Annotated in this window: 14 protein-coding genes and 1 pseudogene; 5 read left to right on the top strand and 10 right to left on the bottom strand. The window is 57.7% G+C overall.

Annotation, left to right across the window (positions count from 1 at the left end; translation table 11 throughout):
- Nucleotides 1-35 precede the first annotated feature (35 nt).
- On the top strand, nucleotides 36-1,343 hold the full coding sequence (locus CA85_RS21365; protein WP_246113048.1) for an ABC transporter permease: 1,308 nt from the start codon (nucleotides 36-38) through the stop codon (nucleotides 1,341-1,343).
- Between the two features lie 43 nt (nucleotides 1,344-1,386).
- Here the strand turns inward: CA85_RS21365 and CA85_RS21360 are convergent, their stop codons facing one another.
- The 3 genes from CA85_RS21360 to CA85_RS21350 all read right to left on the bottom strand — a co-directional run bounded on the left by CA85_RS21360 (nucleotide 1,387) and on the right by CA85_RS21350 (nucleotide 4,558).
- The gene (locus CA85_RS21360; RefSeq protein WP_146393397.1) at nucleotides 1,387-2,412 is read right to left on the bottom strand and encodes a D-alanine--D-alanine ligase family protein; all 1,026 of its coding nucleotides are present in this window, start codon (nucleotides 2,410-2,412) and stop codon (nucleotides 1,387-1,389) included.
- Between the two features lie 24 nt (nucleotides 2,413-2,436).
- Nucleotides 2,437-3,531, bottom strand: a complete 1,095-nt coding sequence (locus CA85_RS21355) for a putative zinc-binding metallopeptidase (protein ID WP_146393396.1) — start codon at nucleotides 3,529-3,531, stop codon at nucleotides 2,437-2,439.
- A 148-nt stretch (nucleotides 3,532-3,679) separates the two neighbouring features.
- Nucleotides 3,680-4,558, bottom strand: coding sequence for a hypothetical protein (locus CA85_RS21350; protein WP_146393395.1), 879 nt, complete (start codon nucleotides 4,556-4,558; stop codon nucleotides 3,680-3,682).
- A gap of 366 nt (nucleotides 4,559-4,924) precedes the next feature.
- Here CA85_RS21350 and CA85_RS21345 point away from each other — a divergent pair, with 366 nt between their 5' ends.
- Complete coding sequence (locus CA85_RS21345; RefSeq protein ID WP_246113047.1) at nucleotides 4,925-5,698, top strand: hypothetical protein; 774 nt, start codon at nucleotides 4,925-4,927, stop codon at nucleotides 5,696-5,698.
- Nucleotides 5,699-6,006: 308 nt separating this feature from the next.
- On the opposite strand, the pseudogene CA85_RS25860 reads toward CA85_RS21345, so the two are convergent.
- The 7 genes and pseudogenes from CA85_RS25860 to CA85_RS21310 all read right to left on the bottom strand — a co-directional run.
- Nucleotides 6,007-7,005 (bottom strand): annotated as a pseudogene (locus CA85_RS25860) (sulfatase-like hydrolase/transferase); the annotation flags it as partial.
- Between the two features lie 669 nt (nucleotides 7,006-7,674).
- On the bottom strand, nucleotides 7,675-8,652 hold the full coding sequence (locus CA85_RS21335; RefSeq protein WP_146393393.1) for a patatin-like phospholipase family protein: 978 nt from the start codon (nucleotides 8,650-8,652) through the stop codon (nucleotides 7,675-7,677).
- The gene (locus CA85_RS21330) at nucleotides 8,649-10,679 is read right to left on the bottom strand and encodes an acyl-CoA dehydrogenase family protein (RefSeq protein ID WP_146393392.1); all 2,031 of its coding nucleotides are present in this window, start codon (nucleotides 10,677-10,679) and stop codon (nucleotides 8,649-8,651) included. The genes CA85_RS21335 and CA85_RS21330 overlap by 4 nt, the downstream gene beginning before the upstream one ends.
- The gene (locus CA85_RS21325; protein WP_146393391.1) at nucleotides 10,676-12,916 is read right to left on the bottom strand and encodes a 3-hydroxyacyl-CoA dehydrogenase NAD-binding domain-containing protein; all 2,241 of its coding nucleotides are present in this window, start codon (nucleotides 12,914-12,916) and stop codon (nucleotides 10,676-10,678) included. Before CA85_RS21325 ends, CA85_RS21330 begins: the two co-directional genes overlap by 4 nt.
- A gap of 22 nt (nucleotides 12,917-12,938) precedes the next feature.
- The gene (locus CA85_RS21320) at nucleotides 12,939-14,243 is read right to left on the bottom strand and encodes a thiolase family protein (protein ID WP_146393390.1); all 1,305 of its coding nucleotides are present in this window, start codon (nucleotides 14,241-14,243) and stop codon (nucleotides 12,939-12,941) included.
- A complete protein-coding gene (locus CA85_RS21315; protein ID WP_186775112.1) occupies nucleotides 14,240-16,045 on the bottom strand; it encodes an AMP-binding protein in 1,806 nt (601 codons plus the stop codon). The genes CA85_RS21320 and CA85_RS21315 overlap by 4 nt, the downstream gene beginning before the upstream one ends.
- A 770-nt stretch (nucleotides 16,046-16,815) precedes the next feature.
- On the bottom strand, nucleotides 16,816-17,118 hold the full coding sequence (locus CA85_RS21310; protein WP_222435497.1) for a hypothetical protein: 303 nt from the start codon (nucleotides 17,116-17,118) through the stop codon (nucleotides 16,816-16,818).
- Nucleotides 17,119-17,597: 479 nt separating this feature from the next.
- On the opposite strand from CA85_RS21310, the gene CA85_RS21305 reads away from it, so the two are divergent.
- The 3 genes from CA85_RS21305 to CA85_RS21295 all read left to right on the top strand — a co-directional run bounded on the left by CA85_RS21305 (nucleotide 17,598) and on the right by CA85_RS21295 (nucleotide 19,617).
- Complete coding sequence (locus CA85_RS21305) at nucleotides 17,598-17,894, top strand: hypothetical protein (protein WP_146393009.1); 297 nt, start codon at nucleotides 17,598-17,600, stop codon at nucleotides 17,892-17,894.
- 100 nt (nucleotides 17,895-17,994) lie between these two features.
- Nucleotides 17,995-18,480 (top strand): hypothetical protein, encoded by a 486-nt coding sequence (locus CA85_RS21300; protein WP_146393387.1) that lies wholly within the window; start codon nucleotides 17,995-17,997, stop codon nucleotides 18,478-18,480.
- Nucleotides 18,481-19,092: 612 nt separating this feature from the next.
- Entirely contained in the window at nucleotides 19,093-19,617 is a 525-nt protein-coding gene (locus tag CA85_RS21295) for a hypothetical protein (RefSeq protein ID WP_146393386.1), read from the top strand.
- Nucleotides 19,618-20,041: the final 424 nt, after the last annotated feature.

Below are 20,041 nucleotides of genomic sequence, written 5' to 3'. Positions count from 1 at the left end.
GTTGACCAATGTTAATGTGGTTGCGAACAATCCGCATGGGCGTCAAGAGCTTGACGCTGCACCCTCTTCGCACCGGCCTGACGATGCTCGGCATCTTGATCGGGGTCTGGTCGGTGATCGTTTTGACGGCCATCAGCCAGGGCGCTAGTGACCAAGTGCAAAAGCAGATCGAATCGCTCGGTGCGACCACGATCATCGTCCGCTCGGTCAAGCCACCCGAAGAAAAACTCGCCGGTTCCGACGCATCCAAATACGGATTGTCACGCAGCGAATTCGACCAAATCGTCGCGACCCTCCCGATGATTGATCGGGCGATCCCGATTCGCGAAATCAAACGACAGTTCACGCACGGCGATGAACTCGCGTCCGGACGGCTCGTCGGGTGCACGCCCGGATACAAAACCGTCAACCAGCTAGAACTCAGAAAGCGAGGCGGGCGATTCCTCACCGATGCTGACGGCGCTCGTGCAGAGAACGTCTGCGTCATCGCTGCGGGTATCGCTGAAAAACTGTTCCCCTTCGAAGATGCGGTAGGGAAACGTATTTACGTTCCCGAGCATACCGACTACTACCGCATCGTCGGAGTGCTCGAATCACGCAGCGCCTCGGCAGCTATCGGTGGTTCGCTCGATTCCCAAGACTTTAATCGAGACGTCTACATTCCGATCGAAACCATGCAGAAGCGCATCGGGGATACGATCGTGACTCGGCGAAGCGGCCAGTTTCAGATCGAGATCATGGAACTCAACCAGATCACGATGCAGGTCCAGCGCGTCAGCCAAGTGCGTCCGACCGCCAAGGTGATCGAGGACATTTTGGCCCCGAAGCATCAAGAGGCAGGCGACATCGCTGTCGTCGTGCCGCTCGAACTGCTCGAGCAAGCGCGAAACCTGCGACTGATGTTTTTAGGGATCGGCGTTTTAATCGCCTGCATTTCGCTGCTCGTGGGCGGCATCGGGATCATGAATATTATGCTCGCCAGTGTCACCGAGCGGACCCGGGAAATTGGGATCCGGCGTGCTCTTGGAGCTCGGCGGCGTGATATCGTGCGGCAGTTTCTTGTGGAGACGATCTTGCTCTCATTCGCCGGAGCCGCACTCGGAATCTTACTCGGGTTCGCTGGACCACCACTTTACCGCGGGGCGATGCTGATGATCGAACAGGGCTTCCCGGAACAGTTCGCGGTATTGCCCAGTGCCATCCGTGATTCTCAACCCACGATCGTGATGGAAACCATCCCACTGGCCGTATTCATCGCCGTTGCCGTGGGGCTCGGTAGCGGTCTCTATCCCGCTATCCGCGCCGCCCGCATGAACCCAATCGACGCCCTCCGCCACGAGTGAGCCCCCAACCACGAGTGAGCCCCCAGCCAAGCCCTGGCTGGCCTCAGGCCATCCAGGCTGCTTTGTGGTTGAGCCCGAGGTTGAGGATTCGTTGAATCAAAGCTTCGTAGGAGATTCCTGCGGCCTCAGCGGACTCCGCGAAATCTTCGCCGTACTCGATATTCGGGTTGGCGTTGGCTTCGATCACGAAAATCTCTCCACCCGGCGTCAAACGAAGGTCCATGCGGCCATAACCGCTCATGCTGAGGGCGCGATAGGTTCGCTTGCACAGCTTGGCGATCTTCTGCTCCATCGCTGGATCGAGGTCCTTGGCCGCGTGCGTGGTGATCTGATGTCGCTCCTGGTAGTTGAGATCCCACTTCACACGGCTCGTCGCGATCGGGGCGGCGTCGTCGGGCATGCTACCAAAATCCATTTCCCACGCGGGGAAACAAACCAAACGATCATTGCCGAGTACTCCACAGTAAATTTCGCGTCCGTCGATGTATTGTTCAACGAGCGCATCGTCGTCTGCTTTCTCATGGACGAACGCAACACGCTCGGCCAAGGCCTCGTCGTTGTGGACCAGTGAAGCTTGCGAGATCGCGAACGACGCGTCCTCAGTCACCGATTTGACGAACAGCGGAAAGGTCAGCCGCTTGGGACGCCGGACCGCACGGCCCTGCTTGAAAACAGCAAACCGAGGCGTTGGGATTCGGTGATAGGCAAGTATTTTCTTCGACAGCGCCTTGTCCTTGCTCAATAGCAACCCCCGTGGATTGCAGCCTGTGTAGGGCTGCTGCATCAATTCGAGATAACTGATCACCGCGAAGTCGTAGGTCACCACTCCGTGGAATTCTTCGAGCAGCATGTAGGTGATGTCCGGCTCAAACTCTCTGAGAGCTTTCCGGATCGGTCCCAAATCATCGTAGAGGCCGAGCGGCAGCACTTCGTGACCGAGCCCACGCAGGGTTTCACAGATATCAAACTCTGCCTTCCATGCTCCCCACTCCTTCTCATCAATTCCGTGGAGGGACTCAGGAGGCACGTGGCCGTCCCGAACCAATACCAATACGCGCAGTTTGCTCATATCGGCCTCAAGTGGGGGCGGTGTTCAAATGGCGACACGATGGCCTCCCTCATGCAAAAAATTAGTGGTGCGAACTGCGACCAAGATCATCGCGTCCCGTTTGACTTCCTCGATCGGTCCACCTAAACGCAAATTCAGCTCACGGCATCTCTCGATCATCTCCTGAACGACCTGGTCGATCGTATAGGCATACTGGCCCGTCCATTTGGAAACCGTTCGGTGCAACTCGGTGCGAATGCGGGTCAGGAATGCGGCTGCGGTCATGTTGCGTCGATGCGCAGGATCTGCCGAAAAAAGACGCCGCAGATCGCCGTCATACACGCTCGGCAAATCGACTCCATAGTGCGCACGTTTGCGTTGGTAATGGGTCCGCAGAGTCTTACGCAGTCGCGACAACGGGTCAACGGTCGCGCGAGACCGGACGACGGGCTTTTTGCCTTGAATCGAGCTCATCAGTTCATCGACCGTCTCGAGTTTCTTGATCGCCGGCCACTCGCGATAGCGAGCGCGCCACCGCGAACCCGGTCGCAACCAAACTGCAAACGTCTCGGCAAAATCCTCTAGCGGATGCGACTGCGCATACCACATCTCGAGATGATGAACATAGTCCCGGCTCGAGGGTGTTGGTTGGTACGACTCGGGATAAGGTTCCGACGACCTCCCAAAGACATTGCGGTAAATCGCCCGGCGCCGCAACCGAAATGCCGTATCGATGGCATGTCCGGTTTCGTGACGCAGAATTTTCATACACCATTCATGCGTACCACCCTCGACGTCGAGTAACTGCTTGCGTTCCAAACGCACCAAGCGGCGGTGAGCCAAATAGAATGGGATCGCGATGCCGGGCACATCATCAGGCGAAAACCAATCTTCACTCAACCAAAAGTGTGGTTTGAACTTCAAACCTCGGGCAGCCAATTCCTCATTGAGCTGAGCAATGCGCTTTTCCAAAATCGTGCCACGAATGGTCAGCCTGAGATCGCTCATTCGCAGATCGAGCAACTCGGCATCCGATAGCGGCAAAAGCTGATCGTCGGCTTGCTGGACGTTTTTGCGGCGAGCCAAAGGCAATTGCTCGGGCAGGGCCACTCGCGTTCGTCGTGATTTTCGGCCGGTCATCTCGCACTAAGAATCAATGAGCGGGTGCACAGGAGGTGTGAAGCGTCAACATACAGCCAGCAGTGTATTCCAATGCTGCGGCATGTTTGTCCCCCAATACCGCTCGAGCTAAAAAAAATCCCACGTGGGTTCGCCCCTGCCTAACGGTTTACCGATACCACTGCGCCCATGCGGTGTCATTGACGGTGTCAATCGCCGAGGCAGTAGGCGAGTCGTCGAGATTGGGACGCAGGTAGTCATCGATCATCTGATCGGTACGAGTGGCTTGATTTTCGATCCTGTGCAAACAGAGCGACTTCAATACACCGACGCTGTCGAACATCTCGGGACGCAACATCAATAAAACACTCTCAGCAACGGCTTGGTTTGCGAGAGGCAGTGAAGCCCGCTCCGCGACCCGACGCTGGATTGAATCCGTCATCGATGCGCGAATCAAACACCCGACCATTTGCCGCTGAGGCGAAGACGCCAACCCGTCGGAGTCGTCGGCATGACACCGCGTCCGCTCTTCATCGACACCATATCGCAGCAGCTCTTCGTCGTAGCAAGCCAGCTCACCGATCAGAACATCAATCCATCGCTCGACCAAACGCCGGAGTCGGTTCAATCGCATCGCATCGGATACACTGCACCCGCGGCGGTCCAAAAGCAGCATCTGCACTCGATTGCGAACCTCCAAGTGCGATAGATAGATGGCCTGGGCGATCGGAGAAAACTCGTCACGACCGCTGGCTCGGTCACTGCCGTCGGCAATCGCAGCCATCACGCGAGTCAGTAGCTCACTCGCCAAGATTTCTTCGACCACGCCGATATGGTCCTGCCACCACTCTTGAACTCGACTGGAATCGGCGTCGTCCTTGGCTCGTTGAAATCGAATCAATGCTTGGTGCCAAAGTTCCAATCGTTGGCGCGATGCCGTCCAATAGCAATTGACAGCCTCCGGCGACACGCTCGCGTGACGGTACAACAGAGCGGGTCCGTGGTGAGTCATCACGGCGGCGAGTTCGGCTAGCTTGACGACGTGCATAGGATGGCGAAAGACCGGGGATAAACAACAGACGGCGGAGCGAAAACCGAGTCGGCTCACACGGTGACCAACAGCCGCCTCGCACGCCCTAAGTGCATTCGCCGTGCCCGCTCTCCTCACCGGCTCCCCCTAGACACACTCAACAGCCTCTAAACCACTACCGGCACGAGACTTACGACACCCTACGTGGCCGACCACAACAGTCGCGAGGAATGCTCCACGTTTCCTTTGGTCAACATCCATGTTGATTTTTTTGCAATACTGAGGCGATCTGGCGCAGTGTTTCCCCGTCAGCGGTCACCAGTGAGAACAGCGAAACGTTCTTGCGGTTTTCGCTTCCACTCCTCCATGACGGACGTGCCTCTCATGACATCGACCACCGAAACTCGATCGAAGCAACGCACTGCCTTGGTGGCGAAAATCGGATTCACCGCTTTCATGGCGGTCCTGGTTCCGTATTACTGGATCGAGTACGGTCCCACCAACTTCGTCTACTTCTGCGACATCGCTCTGTTCCTAACCTTGGCGGCGGTGTGGACCGAAAAGTCGATCTTCGCCTCGATGGCATTGGTGGGGATCGCCGTGCCGCAACTGCTCTGGCAGGTCGACTTTCTCGGAAATTTCGTCGGCCTGCCGCTAACAGGAATGACGGACTACATGTTCGACCCCAACATCTCACTGATGGGCCGCGGTCTGTCGTTTTTTCACTTCTGGCTGCCGATCCTGCTGCTCGTAATCGTATACCGTCTCGGCTACGACCGGCGCGCGTTTTGGGCGTGGACGCTGACCGCGTGGGCTGCGATGCTGATCGGATACTTCCTCCTCCCTGCACCGGGCGATGCGTTGGATTTCGCCAACCAACCACGCAACGTCAACTATGTCTACGGCATGAGCGCCGACGCGCCGCAAACCTGGATGCCAGGTTGGGCATGGCTAACGGCTTTGATGGTGGGATTGCCAGCCTTCATCTACGCTCCCACCCATCTGCTGCTAGCACGGGTGATGCCCTGTGCTCATTCCGGCTCGGGTCGGGGTTGCCAGGAGTCGTATATTCCGGCGCTTTCGCCGGACCAAAATGGAGACGATCCCCAGAGCGGTACCGTGGGTAGCGAAACCTCCCACTCTCCGAGTTTCCGGTAGAGTTCTTCAAATCGCTCAGGTGACTCGCGGGAGAGATCGTCGGCCTCGGCGGCGTCCACATCCACCTGAAACATCTCAGCCGGGCGGTGTGACAGTGAAATCAGTTTGTCCTCGCCGTCGCGAACGGCCGTCTGACCTTGCAGACGCCAAAACAGCGTGCGATGAGCAGCAGGTTGCTCGCCAGCAAGTTGTGGCAACAGATTGATCCCGTCATAGGCACCGTATTGCCGGATACCTCGACGTCGATTTCTCGCGTCCTCATGCGAGGGCGGATCATTCAAAGGGAGCAATTCCTGCCCCGCCGCCGCCATGAACGTTGGCAACACATCGAGACTCGAAACGACGCCCCGATGCGTACTCTCTGATGGCAAATGGCCCGGCCAAGACCAAATCATGGGAATCCGGACACCGCCTTCACGAAGCGACCCCTTGGCTCCCGAGTAGGGCCCGTTCCAACTGGCGTTGTTGGTGGCACCACCGTTGTCAGAAAAGAATACGACGAGCGTGTTTTCGTATTGGCCGGTCGACTTCAAATGCTCGACAATCCGGCCGATGCCACGATCAAGCGCCCATACCATGGCTGCGTAGGTACGCCGGCGAGGGTTCTCGATATGTTCGAATCGCGCGAGATCATCCTCCCGAGCCTGCATCGGTGTATGCGGAGCGTTGTAGGACATCATCAACATCCACGGTTTCCGCTGGGTTCCCTCCTCGCCTTCTCGCTGTTGGATCCAGTCAATGCCTTCATCTGTGAAAAAATCCGTCAAGTAAGGACTGCTGAACTCTTCGAGCGGCGCTCCATTCCGCTCGAGCTTGTTCTTTTGTGGATCAGGAAAGTAATCGTGATGCCCAACAATCATCCCGCAGAAGTAGTCAAAGCCGCGCCGGTTGGGATGAAAACCAGGCCCCCCGCCAAGGTGCCATTTTCCGACCAAAGCGGTCTCGTACCCAGCACTATGCAGTTGATCGCCGATCGTGTGCTCGGTCGGGGCCAGCCCGAGGAGTTCGGGCCGCGTGCCATAGCCGGACGCGGATTGGTTCAAATTCGATTCATAGCCGAACCGTCGCGGGTCGCGACCGGTCATCAATCCCGCCCGGGACGGCGAACACACCGAACTGGTGACATAGGCGGCGCTACAGATCACCCCGGATTCCGCCAACGCATCGATGTTCGGAGTCCGCAAATGATCGCTATGGGTGCAACCAAGATCACCATACCCCATGTCGTCGGCGAGCAAGATCAGGAGATTGGGCGGCTGAGACTCCGCCTCGGCAGAGCGAAATACAGAGACGGTGATTGCGATCATGAGAACGCAGAAACAGAATCGGGAATTCATTGCAGGGTAGAGCTCGGAAATGGGTTGAAAATCGGTGATCGTAGCACCACGCGATCAATAAGTGGTGAACGAGGCGACGAGCTGGTCGTCACCCATAAGTATCCCGAAGGGATGATAGAAAATAGCCGTAGGTCAGCGCAGCGCCACCTACGATATTTTGTTGAAGATGGAGCGTCGACCCCGGAGTGGGTCGCAGACCTCGTCGTGAGTGATCTTCACCCGCATTCGGGATTGATCCTTGCGTTTGGCAGCTGTTCCGGTGGTGTTTGCTCCGCTCAAACCACCAGATATCCTCTAAAACGCCTCCGGAAAAGGAAAACTGGTGGTCAAAGGACAGGAGGCGACGAGCTGTTGATTCCCGACAAAACCAAATCTCCTTTCGGCTTGCCTAACAGGAATCCCCGTTTTGTGATTAAAACAACGGAACGTTCAACCCGCTCCCAAGTGGGCATGCCCCGCTTGAGAGCAAAGTGTATCGGCTTGGCTTTCTGTCAGACAAGCTGACAGAGGAACGCGTAGCGATGCCGCGGGTTACTCATATCCCTGCGTCGCTTCAGCGTGTGACAAGCACACGGTTGTAGTCAATCACGCTAGCCGTGTGCGATATCGCTCCAGCAGGCATGTGCCCGAACGGACACGTCACCCACATAGGGCATTGGATCGCTCGGCTGGCATGTCCTCGACGCGGCGGAATCGGTGGCGGGCGAGTTGTTCCCAGGCCGCCGCACGCCCCCGATCGATCAGCCGTTCAGGGTTGCGAAAATCGAACCAAGCAACCTCCGCAAGATCGGGACGAATATGGATGTCGGCCCACTGAGACTTCTCGCGGCGGAGAATCTGTTCGCCGATGTCTTGAACCCGCATCATCACGTCCAGGGCTGTGTCAAAACTCTCGATCCGTGCGTTGTGCTGTCCAATGTCCACGGCAATGGTCAGGTCCGTCGCATACGCACTCGCCACCGTGCTGGGGATCGAATCCACCACACCGACATCGCATAACAACATCCCATCGCGTTCCACGGGAGGAAAGATCCCGGGCAGCGCCATCGATGCCTCAATGGCGCTGCGCAGTGACCCCGATTCCATCACCACGCAGTGCCCACTGCGTAGATCCGCAGCGACGATACTCAGAGGAGTCGTCAAGTCGGAGAATTCAATATCGGGAACCAACTCGGCGATGGACGTGGTCAGGATCGCAGCTGGCATGAGCGACTGCTGCGTGACAGCACGCGTCAAGCGGCGGTGAGCCGAATAGAGGTACCTGGCGCGCTCATACCAAGCGACAATGCCCGTGGAAGGATACTCGTCATTCACCCCAGTCGAGCCGAACAACTGGCTTTGATGACGTCGGAATTCAGGCGACGTCAAGAATCCCGTCACGCGGGATTGGATACGGCGGATATTGGTGTCGATCGCACACATCGCTCCGATCAACGCACCGATACTGACCCCGACGAAGCGATGGGGAGAGACCTCTGTTTGCATGATCGCCTCGACCGCACCGAGGTGCGCCAGTCCCCTCGCGCCACCCCCACCCAAGGCAACGACCGCAGAACGCTCGCGACGTGGTAGCGGCTTCGAAGGTGGTAGAAACGCAATCAGGTCTCGAAACTTCATGCGGCCGAGTCTTCCTTATAGGGCATCAGGATCTTTCCTGCTTGCACACCTTCGAGCGCTGACCACCCCTGCTTGCTGATCGTGGCACCGAGCTGCGTGGCCCGTCGAAATTCGTCATCCGTCGCTCGGCCGCCTTCCATTTTCCGTCGCAGCTCGCGGCAGATCGTGTCGCCCGCCGCTCGGGTAGTGGCATCTTCACTGCGACCGGCATACAGACTCGTGACCAACATCACCACGGCGGATTGAATGTCGAGCGACAGGGCAGACATCCGGCACTGACGATCGGCGAGTTTCAACTGATACTTGCGCATCGTCGCACTGACCTCCTTACCGCTCGCGGATAGATACCGCCGTGCAAACTCAACGTGTCCCTGCAGATCAGAGTCGGCCAGGCGATCATGGGTCCAGTGCGCCGGTCGCAGCCATTGTCCCAGTGACCAGTGGGCGTATTTCGCCATCGGATGGCGTAATGCCCAGACGTGGGTCGGGTTAAGTGGATTGGGTGACTTCACGCCCAACTCATGGAGCGTCTGACCGATCGGTTCAAAGAACTCTTTGCCGTGATGTTTGACCATCGATTTGAAGAACGCCATGCCTAGCATCTCGCCCTCGCCCTCGTAGATACAGGGTGCGAGGAAATCGTGGACGTTATCACCGAACAGGTGACCTTGCAGGAACGATCGTCCGCCATGCGTTTTCATGAACAATTCAATCGCTGCTTCCTTCTGCATCTCACTGCCGAAAATCTTAGCGATGATGCACTCCATTTCTCCCCGGTACCCTTGGTCGAGCAGTCCCGAACACCAGGCCGAAAGCGCATCACAGGCGACAATCATTCCCGCCAGCCGGCCAACGCGACGGCGGACCAACTCTCGCCGCTCAATCGGCAGTCCATAGGTTTCCCGGTACGCCGCCCATGGCAACATCTCAGCAAGCATCCACCGCATCGCCCCAGCAGCATTCGCGCAGAGCGACACGCGTCCCAAGTTCAGACCATGGTAGGCAATCGTTAGTCCATCCCCGTGATTGGGTTCGAGGCGATTCTCCTTGGGAACACGGAAATCACGAAAAACCAAACCGTTGTTGTGAGCTCGTTGCAGCGCGTAAATTTGGTACTCACGTATCGAAAACGACTCGTCCGTTTCGCGAGGCAAATCGACAATCAAGGCACTCGGCTCACCCTCAATTTTGCAGACCAATCCGATCGTCCGCCCTGGGATAGCGTTGGTGATGAAAAGTTTTTCGCCGTTGACGACGTATTCGTCACCGTCGAGAACGGCCGTCGTCCGCAACGCCGTCAGGTCGCTACCGGCACCGGGTTCGGTGAGCGCGAACGCAGAGAGAGTTCGCCCGTCAGCAAGCTTGGGTAGAAATCGCGTTTTCTGTTCCTCGTTGCCGAACGAGCGAACTGGGTCGACCGCGCCGATACAGCCATGAACCGACGCCAGCCCCGCGACGGTGGGATCGATCGTGGCCATGCGTGTGATCATGTCGGCAAATTCTCGCATCGTCGCGCCACTGCCGCCGTACTGGCGATCCACCAACAGACCCCAGTAGCCAACCGAGCCCAACTCAGCCAGAACCCTGCTGGTAATTTTTCCGTCGACACCGAACAGGGTGCCTTCATTGCGATGTTTGCGAACGATGGTCAAAGACTGGTCGACAACGAGCGATACAGTGGGGGATGGGTGCAGCGGATCGGATGCAAACAGAGCGGTATCATTTTGTTTCTCCCACACCGCCCGATGCACCGGGCTATTGACGGTTTGGTAACGAGGCGCAAAGAGCGACTCGACTTCATCATCAGCCGTATCGAGAACGCCCGTGCGTTTGGCTTCATCGGCCGAAGCGCCACCCAATCTCAGAGCGACCTCGGCAAACGAGTCTTTCTTCACTGGCTTCTCTGAACCTGGCTTGCCTGAACCTGGCTTGCCTGAACCTGGCTTCTCCGAACACGGGGTCTCGGTTCCAGCGGGAGCGGAGGCAGTCGACTCCGCCGATGGCTTGCTGCGAAAATCGATACTCATCGTGGGCTCCTAGGGGAAGAGGACTCGTCAGGGCGAACCGCCTGTTTCGAGGCATCCGCCTCGGTACACTCTCGAACATAAAAACGCTGGTCCGTCTCGGCCATTGCGGCGATCGTATGGGGTGGTGCGAATCGCTTCCCGAAGGCGACCTGCAAGCGTTTCAAATTCTCGTGTACCACGCGGGCGCCAACTCCATCGATCACGCGTAAAGGACCGCCTCGGTGCGGTGCAAAACCGGTTGCGAGCACCATGCCGAGATCGACCATCCAGTCCTCTCGAACGATCTCCTGTTCTTTGCAGAGCACCGCCTCACGCAGCATGGGGTAAACCAACCGTCGCTGGATCGCAGTGAGACCATCGTCGGAAAAACCATCACCCGGTTGCGAGGCAACCGCCTGTGAGTGAGACCGGGCATCCGCTGGCTCGGCCTTCCCATCGCGATACTGATAGAATCCACTGCCTGATTTCTTTCCCAGGTCACCCCGTTGGACCATTTCCGTTAGCTCGTCGACAGAAGCATCGAGCCCTGTGATCACGCCACCTAGCGACATCGCAACGTGTTTGGCAACATCCACGCCCACCTGATCGACGAGTTCCAGCGGCCCCATCGGCATCCCAAACTGACGCAACTCCCGATCGATCTCCGTCGCTGGGTAGCCCTCGCGAGACATCAGAATCGCCTCTCCGAGATATGGAAATAGGATTCGGTTGACAAGGAACCCAGGAGCGTCCTTGGTCACGATCGGTGTCTTGCCGAGTGAGCGGACAAATGCAACCAATCGCGTGATCGTATCGTCGTTGGTGCGTTCTCCCCGCACCACCTCGACCAACTCCATCCGATGCACCGGATTGAAAAAGTGCAGTCCCGCGACCCGCTCAGGACTGTCCGTCGCCGTCGCGATGGCATCCACTGAAAGCGAAGAAGTATTCGTTGCCAGAATGCAGTCCGTGGCGACCAACCGATCGAGCCGAGCAAAGATCTGCTGCTTAACATCCACGCGTTCAACGGCGGCTTCCACCACGAGATCGCACAGTACGATGGCATCGTCATCGGTCGACATCACAATGCGATTGTTCAGCTCCCGTCGCTGGTCGGAGTCCAAGCGGTTTCGATCGGCAAAGCTGCTCATTAGTTTTTCGACTCGGGTGCGGCCCTGCTGGGCTGCCGACTCGTCGACCTCACGAAAAGCCACGTCGTACCCCCGCGTGGCAGCGAACTGGCCGATACCTGCTCCCATGGCGCCCGCGCCAACGACACCCACTCGGCGTATCTCATGAAAGTGGATGTCGGCGCGATCGGTCTGCGTCGCCCACGTCTTGATATTCCGCGCCGATTCCCGGGCAAAGAACAGGTTCAGCAGATTACGGCAGGTCGGTGTGGCCAGCAGTTTGACAAACTCGCTGCGCTCGGTCACATACCCCGCACCCTGTTTCTGCAATCCAGTCTCGATGGCATGAATCGCAGCGGGCAGGGCCGGGTACTGTTCGGCCTTGTCACGGATCTTGGCGCGGGCGGAACGGAGAATCCACATCCGCCCCGGCTTACTGAATTCGAGCAGTCTCGCCACCCGCTTTCGCAGTGGCAATTTGGTGCGGACCCTACCCTGCAACACGTCGTCAATGAAGCGATCGACTCCATGCTCCCAGTCGTCCGGCGACAGGGCGCGGTCGATCAATCCGATCTTGCCAGCTTGATGTGCCGACACCGCTTTGCCCTGCAAGATCATCCCGAGACTCTGGACCAATCCCACCTGTCGTGGCAAACGCTGAGTGCCACCCCACGCCGGGATCACTCCGAGCTTGATCTCAGGCAGGCCGATCTTCGTGCTGCTGTTGTCACGGGCGATCCGGTAGTCGCAGGCCAGTGCCCATTCCAGACCACCTCCCATACAAGGTCCGTGAATCACCACCAAGGTCGGTGTCTTGAGATGATCGATCCGGTGAAACAGTTGTTGCCCCGCATCAATCAAACGGCCCGCCTGCGATGGGCTGCGGATATCGGCGACATCCCGAACGTCAGCTCCCGCCAAGAAGCCGCTCTCCTTCTCGCTGCGGAAGACAACCAGACGCAGATCTGAACGTGATTCAACTTCGCTCACAATCGAGTCGAGCTCGTCCATGACAACGTGCGTGAACACATTCATGGGTCGCTGGGGAACGTCGATCGCCACAGTCATCACACCCACCGGGTTAACGGAAACGTGAAATGCTTCGTAGTCCTTCTCTTCGATCTTCATGACGATCTCCTAAAATGAATGATCACTGCGTTTCGACGACAATCGCGACCCCTTGGCCGCCGCCTACGCAGAGTGTGGCGAGCCCCCGGTGTTTCTGCTGGTCACGGAGCGAACGGAGCAGGGTCAACACCATCCGCGTTCCTGTTGTGCCCACGGGATGCCCCAAAGCAATCGCCCCCCCGTGAATATTGACCCGGTCCATCGGCAACTCGCCCAGCGGTTTGTCGAGTCCGAGCTCCTTCTTGGCAAAGGACTGAGAAGCCATCGCTCGCTGACAAGCGATGACCTGGGCCGCGAAGGCCTCGTTGATCTCGATCAAATCGAAATCTCCCAGCGAGAAGCCGGTTTGCCGAAACAGCTTGGCGACCGCGTAAACAGGCCCCAGACCCATACGCCGGGGGTCACATCCCGCGATCGCATAGGCGGTCAGGTACCCCAGCGGCGGCCGCGAGAATCGCTCAAGCCCCGAGGCCGATGACACCACCAACGCCGCCGCGCCGTCGGTGATCTGGCAACTGTTGCCCGCCGTCACGGTGCCGTCTTTGTCAAAAATGGGACGCAGCTTGGCAAGTTTCTCGACCGTTTGCCCGCTGCGAATTCCATCGTCCTTGTCCATCGTCTCACCGCGAGGCAGCGGCACAGCAGCGATCTCGCCGGCGAAGAAACACTGTTCCTGCGTCCGGGCCGCTTTGACGTGGCTGGCGGCGGCAAATTCATCTTGCTCGCTCCGAGAGACAGCAAATTCGCGAGCGAGCAGCTCGGCCGTTTCACCCATGTTCATGCCGCTGACCGGATCGGTCAGCCCCAGCTCAATCCCAGCAACCGGTTTGAAATGATGGGGGCGAAAATCCTTCAGCACCGCCAACCGCGACATCATCGTCTTGGCCCGCGATAGTCGCGTCCACAATCCAGCCGCCTCCGGGCTCACCAATAGTGGGATCTGAGACATCGATTCGGTGCCGCCCGCAACAACTGCGTTGGCGCCTTGATGTTCGATGGCGGTACACGCTGCGATCAGCGATTGCATTCCCGATGCACAGTTGCGATTGACCGTATGGGCGATCCGCGATTGCGGCACGCCTGCTTTCAACGAGATCACACGCGCAATATTGGCAGCATCGGGCGGCGATGCCACGTTTCCGAAAATCACTTGGTCGACCGCCTCGGCAGACAATCCGCAGCGATCCAGGGATTGCTCCAACGCGATCCTACCGAGCTCGACGGCAGTCACCTGAGCAAGCCCACCAAAGGCTTTCGCAAACGGAGTTCGCACGCCGTCGACAATCGCAACGGGCGTGAAGGATCGCCGGCTCGTTGACTCGCTCATGACGCTTCTCCCAGTTGCCCCGACGCTGCCACCGTTCGCAGTTTGCGGCGGATAACCTTGCCGAGAAAGTTCTTGGGCAGTTCCCTGGTGGATTGCTCGTACTGCCGCGGCTGTTTGTGTTTGGACAAGTGTTCTTGGCAGTGCTCGCGCAGCGACTCCTCATCCCACTGAGCACCTGCTTTCATCACGATGATGGCGGTGACGATTTCGCCACGCTGGTCATCGGGCTGCCCGATCACGGCCACCTCCGCGACCCCCGGGGCCGCTTGCAGGACCGCTTCCACCTCGACCGGATAAACATTGAATCCCGACGTGATGATCAAATCCTTCTTGCGACCGACGATCGTGTAACAACCGCTCGGGTCGCGGGTAGCCAAGTCGCCCGTACGCAACCAACCCTTTTCGATCGTCGCAGCAGTTCGCTCGGGATCCTGCCAATACCCCAGCATCACCTGCGGTCCGCGTACTATCAGTTCCCCGACCACGCCGCAGCCCAGATCACCGAGTCCCCCTCGGGGATCGACAATCCGGCACTGAGTTTCCGGCAGCGGCAAACCGATCGTGCCGTAGCGAGGTTCGCTAAAAAGGTCTCCAACATGCGTGACCGGCGAGGCTTCGGACAATCCAAACCCCTCGACCACCAACGTCCCGCAGTGGGCAGCAAACGTCTCTGCGATTTCGGCGTCCAAAGAGGCTCCACCAGAAATGACCCAGTCCAGCGAGTTCAGGTCTGCTGGGTAATCGTCAAGCCGTTCGTTCAGGGCCGACAACATCGCGGGTACCGCATGCAGTACCGTCGGATGGTGCTCCACCATCAACGAGATCACTTGCCGGACATTGAATCGGTGATGGACGACCAGGGTCGCCCCCATGGCGGCTCCCCCCATGACCATCGCCGACATGCCATAACTATGGAAAAACGGCAGCACCGCGAGCATCGTGTCTTGAGCGAACCGACGACGCGTCCACTCCAACTGCTGCCATGCGTTGGCGACCATGTTCTGATGGCTGAGCGCGACCGCCTTGGGGGCGCCGGTCGTGCCGCCGGTGGGCAAGATGTACGCGACATCACTGCGCGGTTCGATCGGCACAGGTTGCCACTCACGCTGCGTTGCCGCGATCCCTTCGCGCAACCAATGGTGCGCATCGTCCGACGGCAGAGACCACGTGCCCAATCGCTGGCCCCGCATCCAGAGATAACCGATCTGTTTCAAGGCTGGCAAATGCTCGCGAATGGAAACATAAAACGTGTGTTTTAGTTTTCCTTGGCAGGGAGCCAGCAGGTGGGCCAGCATGTCGAGCGTGACGATCACCTGGCACCCCGTGCAATCGACCAGCTTGTCAATCTCCTCCGCCGCCATCAAGGGACTCAGGGCCACCGCGATCGCACCGGCTCTCCAAATCGCGTTCGCCGCGACAATGAACTCGGGCACATTCGGCAACAATAGGCCAACGCGGTCGCCTGGCTGGATCCCATAGGCTTGGAACAACGCCGCGCAGCGGACGATGTCATAGTTGAGCTCCTCATAGGTCCAGCTGCGTTCCCCATAGATTACCGCAACACGGTGTGGGATGACCTCGGCAGCGTGACGGACCAAACCAAAGGCGGGCAGCTCTCGGTAGTCTTCGATGGCCCTAACAACGCCAGCCGCACCGCTGGCAGAATCCGCTGGCAATCCGACGCCGCCGATCGCTGGAAGCTCCCCCGTCCTCGGAAAACCGCCGATGGCTGCGGCGGCGCCCTGGGTGCCGGCTGGTTGTGAGATCGCGTCTGCATTGGATACGGGAAGAACGTCACCCATCACTCGATTCCTGTTCAGAGAGTCAGGCTTGTGGGTCGTCCTTGACAGGTCGCGGCGAACGGGACGTCCCATGAAGGCTGCCCCGTTCCGCTCCATCGGCGGTGGCTCAGCAAGGCGAACGCAAAAGAAGATCGAACCCCAAAGGTCCGACTGGCCGAACATTCCACTATACGCAGCCGGCACCCCAAAGTGAAGTTGATTACCGCCATTTTCGCATTAGGGCTGATTCGCACCCCTAAAAGCAATCCCCAAGTATGTGACTGGAAGCGACGATACGCGTGATCGCGCGCGTCAACCGAGACCGAACACCACACCCAAAAGCACAACGCGCCGCCGAGAGTGATCCGCAGCAGCCGGCGATGCAATGATGTTTCAACGATTGTCCGCAACTCCTCCGGAGGCCGAGCAACCCCCGCGAGAGCCGAGCCATTGGCCCACGCCCGTCTCCCCTGCGCAGGTCGTACAATATTTAAGTTACTGCGCAGAAACGATCGACTTCACCCGCCCGGCGAAGCTGGGAGGGTCGCAGTTTTTAAGTGATCGTGACTCAGCGATTGACTTCACCCGCCCGGCGAAGCCGGGAGGGTCGCAAGACGAGCCTTCAGCGAGTCTTCCGGGGAGGGCAGTCCGCGCATCAAATCAGTGCGAAAACTGTATCTCACCCCTTTCCCTCCCACGTAGCGGACTGTCGATCTAATCGATGTCGGCCCCGCAAGTCTTCCTACGCCGGAGGCGTTGAAGAGAATTGCCGTAGGTCAGCGCAGCGCCACCTACGGAGTCTTGTTGGTCGTGAAACGTCGACCCCGAAGTGGGTCGCAGATCCCGGCATGAACGATCTTCAGACGCTTCCACCCCGGTGTCTTGCGCCGCAGGTGGTCGCGAAGGAAGGCAATCACATCGTCAGCTGTGAATTCCCAGGTCGCTTGGGGCTTGCGACCATGAAAGCGACTGAGCTTCTCAAACCAAATCTTCGCCCACTTGTCACGCTGATCGTGCCACGTGGTCTCAGACTGACTAACGCCTGCCATGACATCGTCCTTTGCAATCATCCGACTCGGCGAAGAGAAACTCACCAAGTCGATCATACGCAGCAGATTCCGTCCCAGTCTCACGCAGCCCTCCAGCGAAGAGCACCGCCCTCTCCCACGGCCATTTCCAATGCGAGCTATTGACGTTCCCAGGAGTTAATTCGTGCTCCCCGCCGTACCGCATCGCCGCAGCTTTACCGAGCCGATTCTTCGCATGTCCTCAAAACAGGTCAAGCCTTACGCCTCAAAATTGATCCAAGATTTTGCTTGACCCAAGAATCCAGAGCCCTCATACTCAAGCCACGCCAACCGGCGATAAGACTCCCTCGAACCGGCGATAACACTTCCCGTGTCACCGAGGGAACCGAAGGTCCAACCGGCGATAACACCCCCGAGGATCAACTTATCACCTCCACAACCGGCGATAATTACCTCGTTATTCGACTGAAATAGTACTGATCTCTCACCTGGGTCGTTGATTACACCTCGAGCCATTTTTAACACCTCGTGAACATAGTTGACGCTTGATCAGAATTACTCTCGCCATACTCGCTTTGCTGATCGGCTCTTACGCTGCGTTTTGCATCTGGATCGCGACCGAATTGCGATATGTGTTTGTCCGTCCTGTGTACGACGCGGTCGAATCTGGCGAAGGCAACCCGTACGAGATTGCGCGGAACTGCATGGACGCCTATGCTTCCGAGTTTACCGGACCAGCGATCACACTGTTGGCGTGCCTTGCTGCACTGTTCGTACTTGCGGTTACCAAGCGACGCCCCGCTTCCTCCGTCAATTTTCCCGACCCCAAAAACGGCGAATAACCATCGCGTGCAACGGAGGACGGGTGGCATGCGATTTGGTATGCTTGCAAGTCTTTCGCCCGTCCCCGCTGACGCGTAACGTTCCCCGACTGAAGAAAGCATGGGCGGTTCAAAAGTCAACACGAAGTTTGACGGCATTCACTGGGACGAACATTTCCAGACTTTTGTCGCGGACCGCAATTTCAACGGCCAAACGGTTGGCTTCACGTTCGACACGAACCAGATACGATCCGACGAATTGCTGGCAAGTCTCACGCCGACTGCCAATCGCATTTGGATGACGCACAACTCATGGTTCAAGAAATTTCGCGATTTCGTCGCCGCAGATCGTCTTTCGCAATTTAGGACGCTGCTGAGCCAGGAGGATCCGCCGCAAACGATAACTGCAAAGCAGATACGTGATTCGCTGATTTGCCCTTACATGATTACGATTCGTCCGCTTGACGATTCTGATACCGTTCGGATCGATTTCAATGGTGGCGGGCATGACTGGGGCGGCTCCGACACCCGACTTTCCGATTATCACGTTGAGGCTTCTGCAACAATTGAGGATGGCTTTGACGACGCGACGATTTACACGTATTGATGAGCGGGGAACCATCCAATGCACCCGAGCGGCGAAGTCGGGCGTTTTTAAATGGACAATCTCTCGACGCCGCCGGGTGATTGGTAACGTTACGAGACAAAGCCGTGCTGACGACGAGTGTGGATGAAACGCCAAGTGTGCCCTGCGGGGCATCGTCCCACGCCGGAGTCACGACAACCAACGCCCGCCCTGCGGGACACAAAACCAGCGCATGCCCTGCGGGGCATCAACCAATGCCTGCTCTGCGAGGCACTCTCCGGCGACAGCCCTGCGGGGCACTGTCCGACGCCTGACAGATCGGTGACTGTGGGGCAGTGCTCGTTTCGGACCGAAGACGCGGGCAAGCCGACGGGTACTACGCTACACTGAAAGACTCGTAACAATGCCATGCAACGAAGCCGCGTGCCATACGTTTTGGCAGTGGTTGAATCGCTCGTCGCGGCTCGCTGATGGCCAACGTTCGTCGACTGCCTTAACATCGACTCAGCGGACAAATGTCGAACGTTCTTTTTGGATTTCGCGCGCCGCTACGGTTTTGAGTTGCACTAACTTTTGAGCGGTGACTCTTTCCCACAAATTCTCTCCTTCTCCTTCAAACTTGAGGAATACGCTATGCGATCTAGAATCTTTGCTTCCGTTGCTTGTCTGTGCACCATGGTGCTCGGAGGCAATATCTCCGCGGAAACGCCACGACAAGCATCAAGTCCGACTTGGATCACTATCTGTAAGTCGCAGTCTAACGACCGTAAAACATCGAGTTTTGACTTGCAGGTTCCTAGCGGTATCGACTTTAAGGTCATCGACGCCATCGCAAATACGCTCTCCGATCGAGGCATCGATATCGGGCGTTTGATCACACGCCATAACATCGTATTGGAATTCTCTACCGCCTCATTCATGATTATGAGAATCGACGGTGACGATTTAACGGTTGCTCCCGGGAGCGATTTTCCGTTTGACGCGACTCGCGCGTTAACCAAGGGACTCAATGGCCTTGGAATACACGACACCACGATCGCTGATCCTGACAAGCTATTGCACCGCCGCTTCAGTCACGGAGATCCGTTCTTTCCGGAGTTTGCCTATGATTTGCGAGGCCAAAGTGCTTCGCAGAGCGGAAACCCGTTTGGCCCCTAAAGCGACAATGGATGGGTAATGCACCGACGAACCATGCGATGGACCGAAGTCGCGGATAAGGCGTTTAAGAATGGAAACCACAATGCCGCGACTCGGTCATCGCGGACGTTCTGCCAATCAAAGGAATGATTTCCTATGAACAAAACGTCCGCCCGATGGTGTCCACGATTCTCGCTCCGATTCGTCCTTACGATTCCGTTGTTGCTTGCCGTGTATTTGGCATGCGGCGTTGCGACGAAAACATCAGGGGTTGACGATGTGACAAATTATCTGTCCTTGCTCGACTCTGACGTGGCGTTTCCCGAGGCAGCTTTTGTCTCCACAAAACTCAAAGAATTCGGCCCTCCCGAATACTACTTGCCGTTCGTGTTGGAACGCGTGACGGTCGTTGGTGAACCATTTGGCAACACCGTAACTACGGACC

The organism is Allorhodopirellula solitaria (assembly GCF_007859855.1).
Taxonomy (GTDB): domain Bacteria; phylum Planctomycetota; class Planctomycetia; order Pirellulales; family Pirellulaceae; genus Rhodopirellula; species Rhodopirellula solitaria.
Note: the sequence above shows the minus strand (reverse complement) of the source record. Positions and strands in the feature narration are given on the sequence as shown.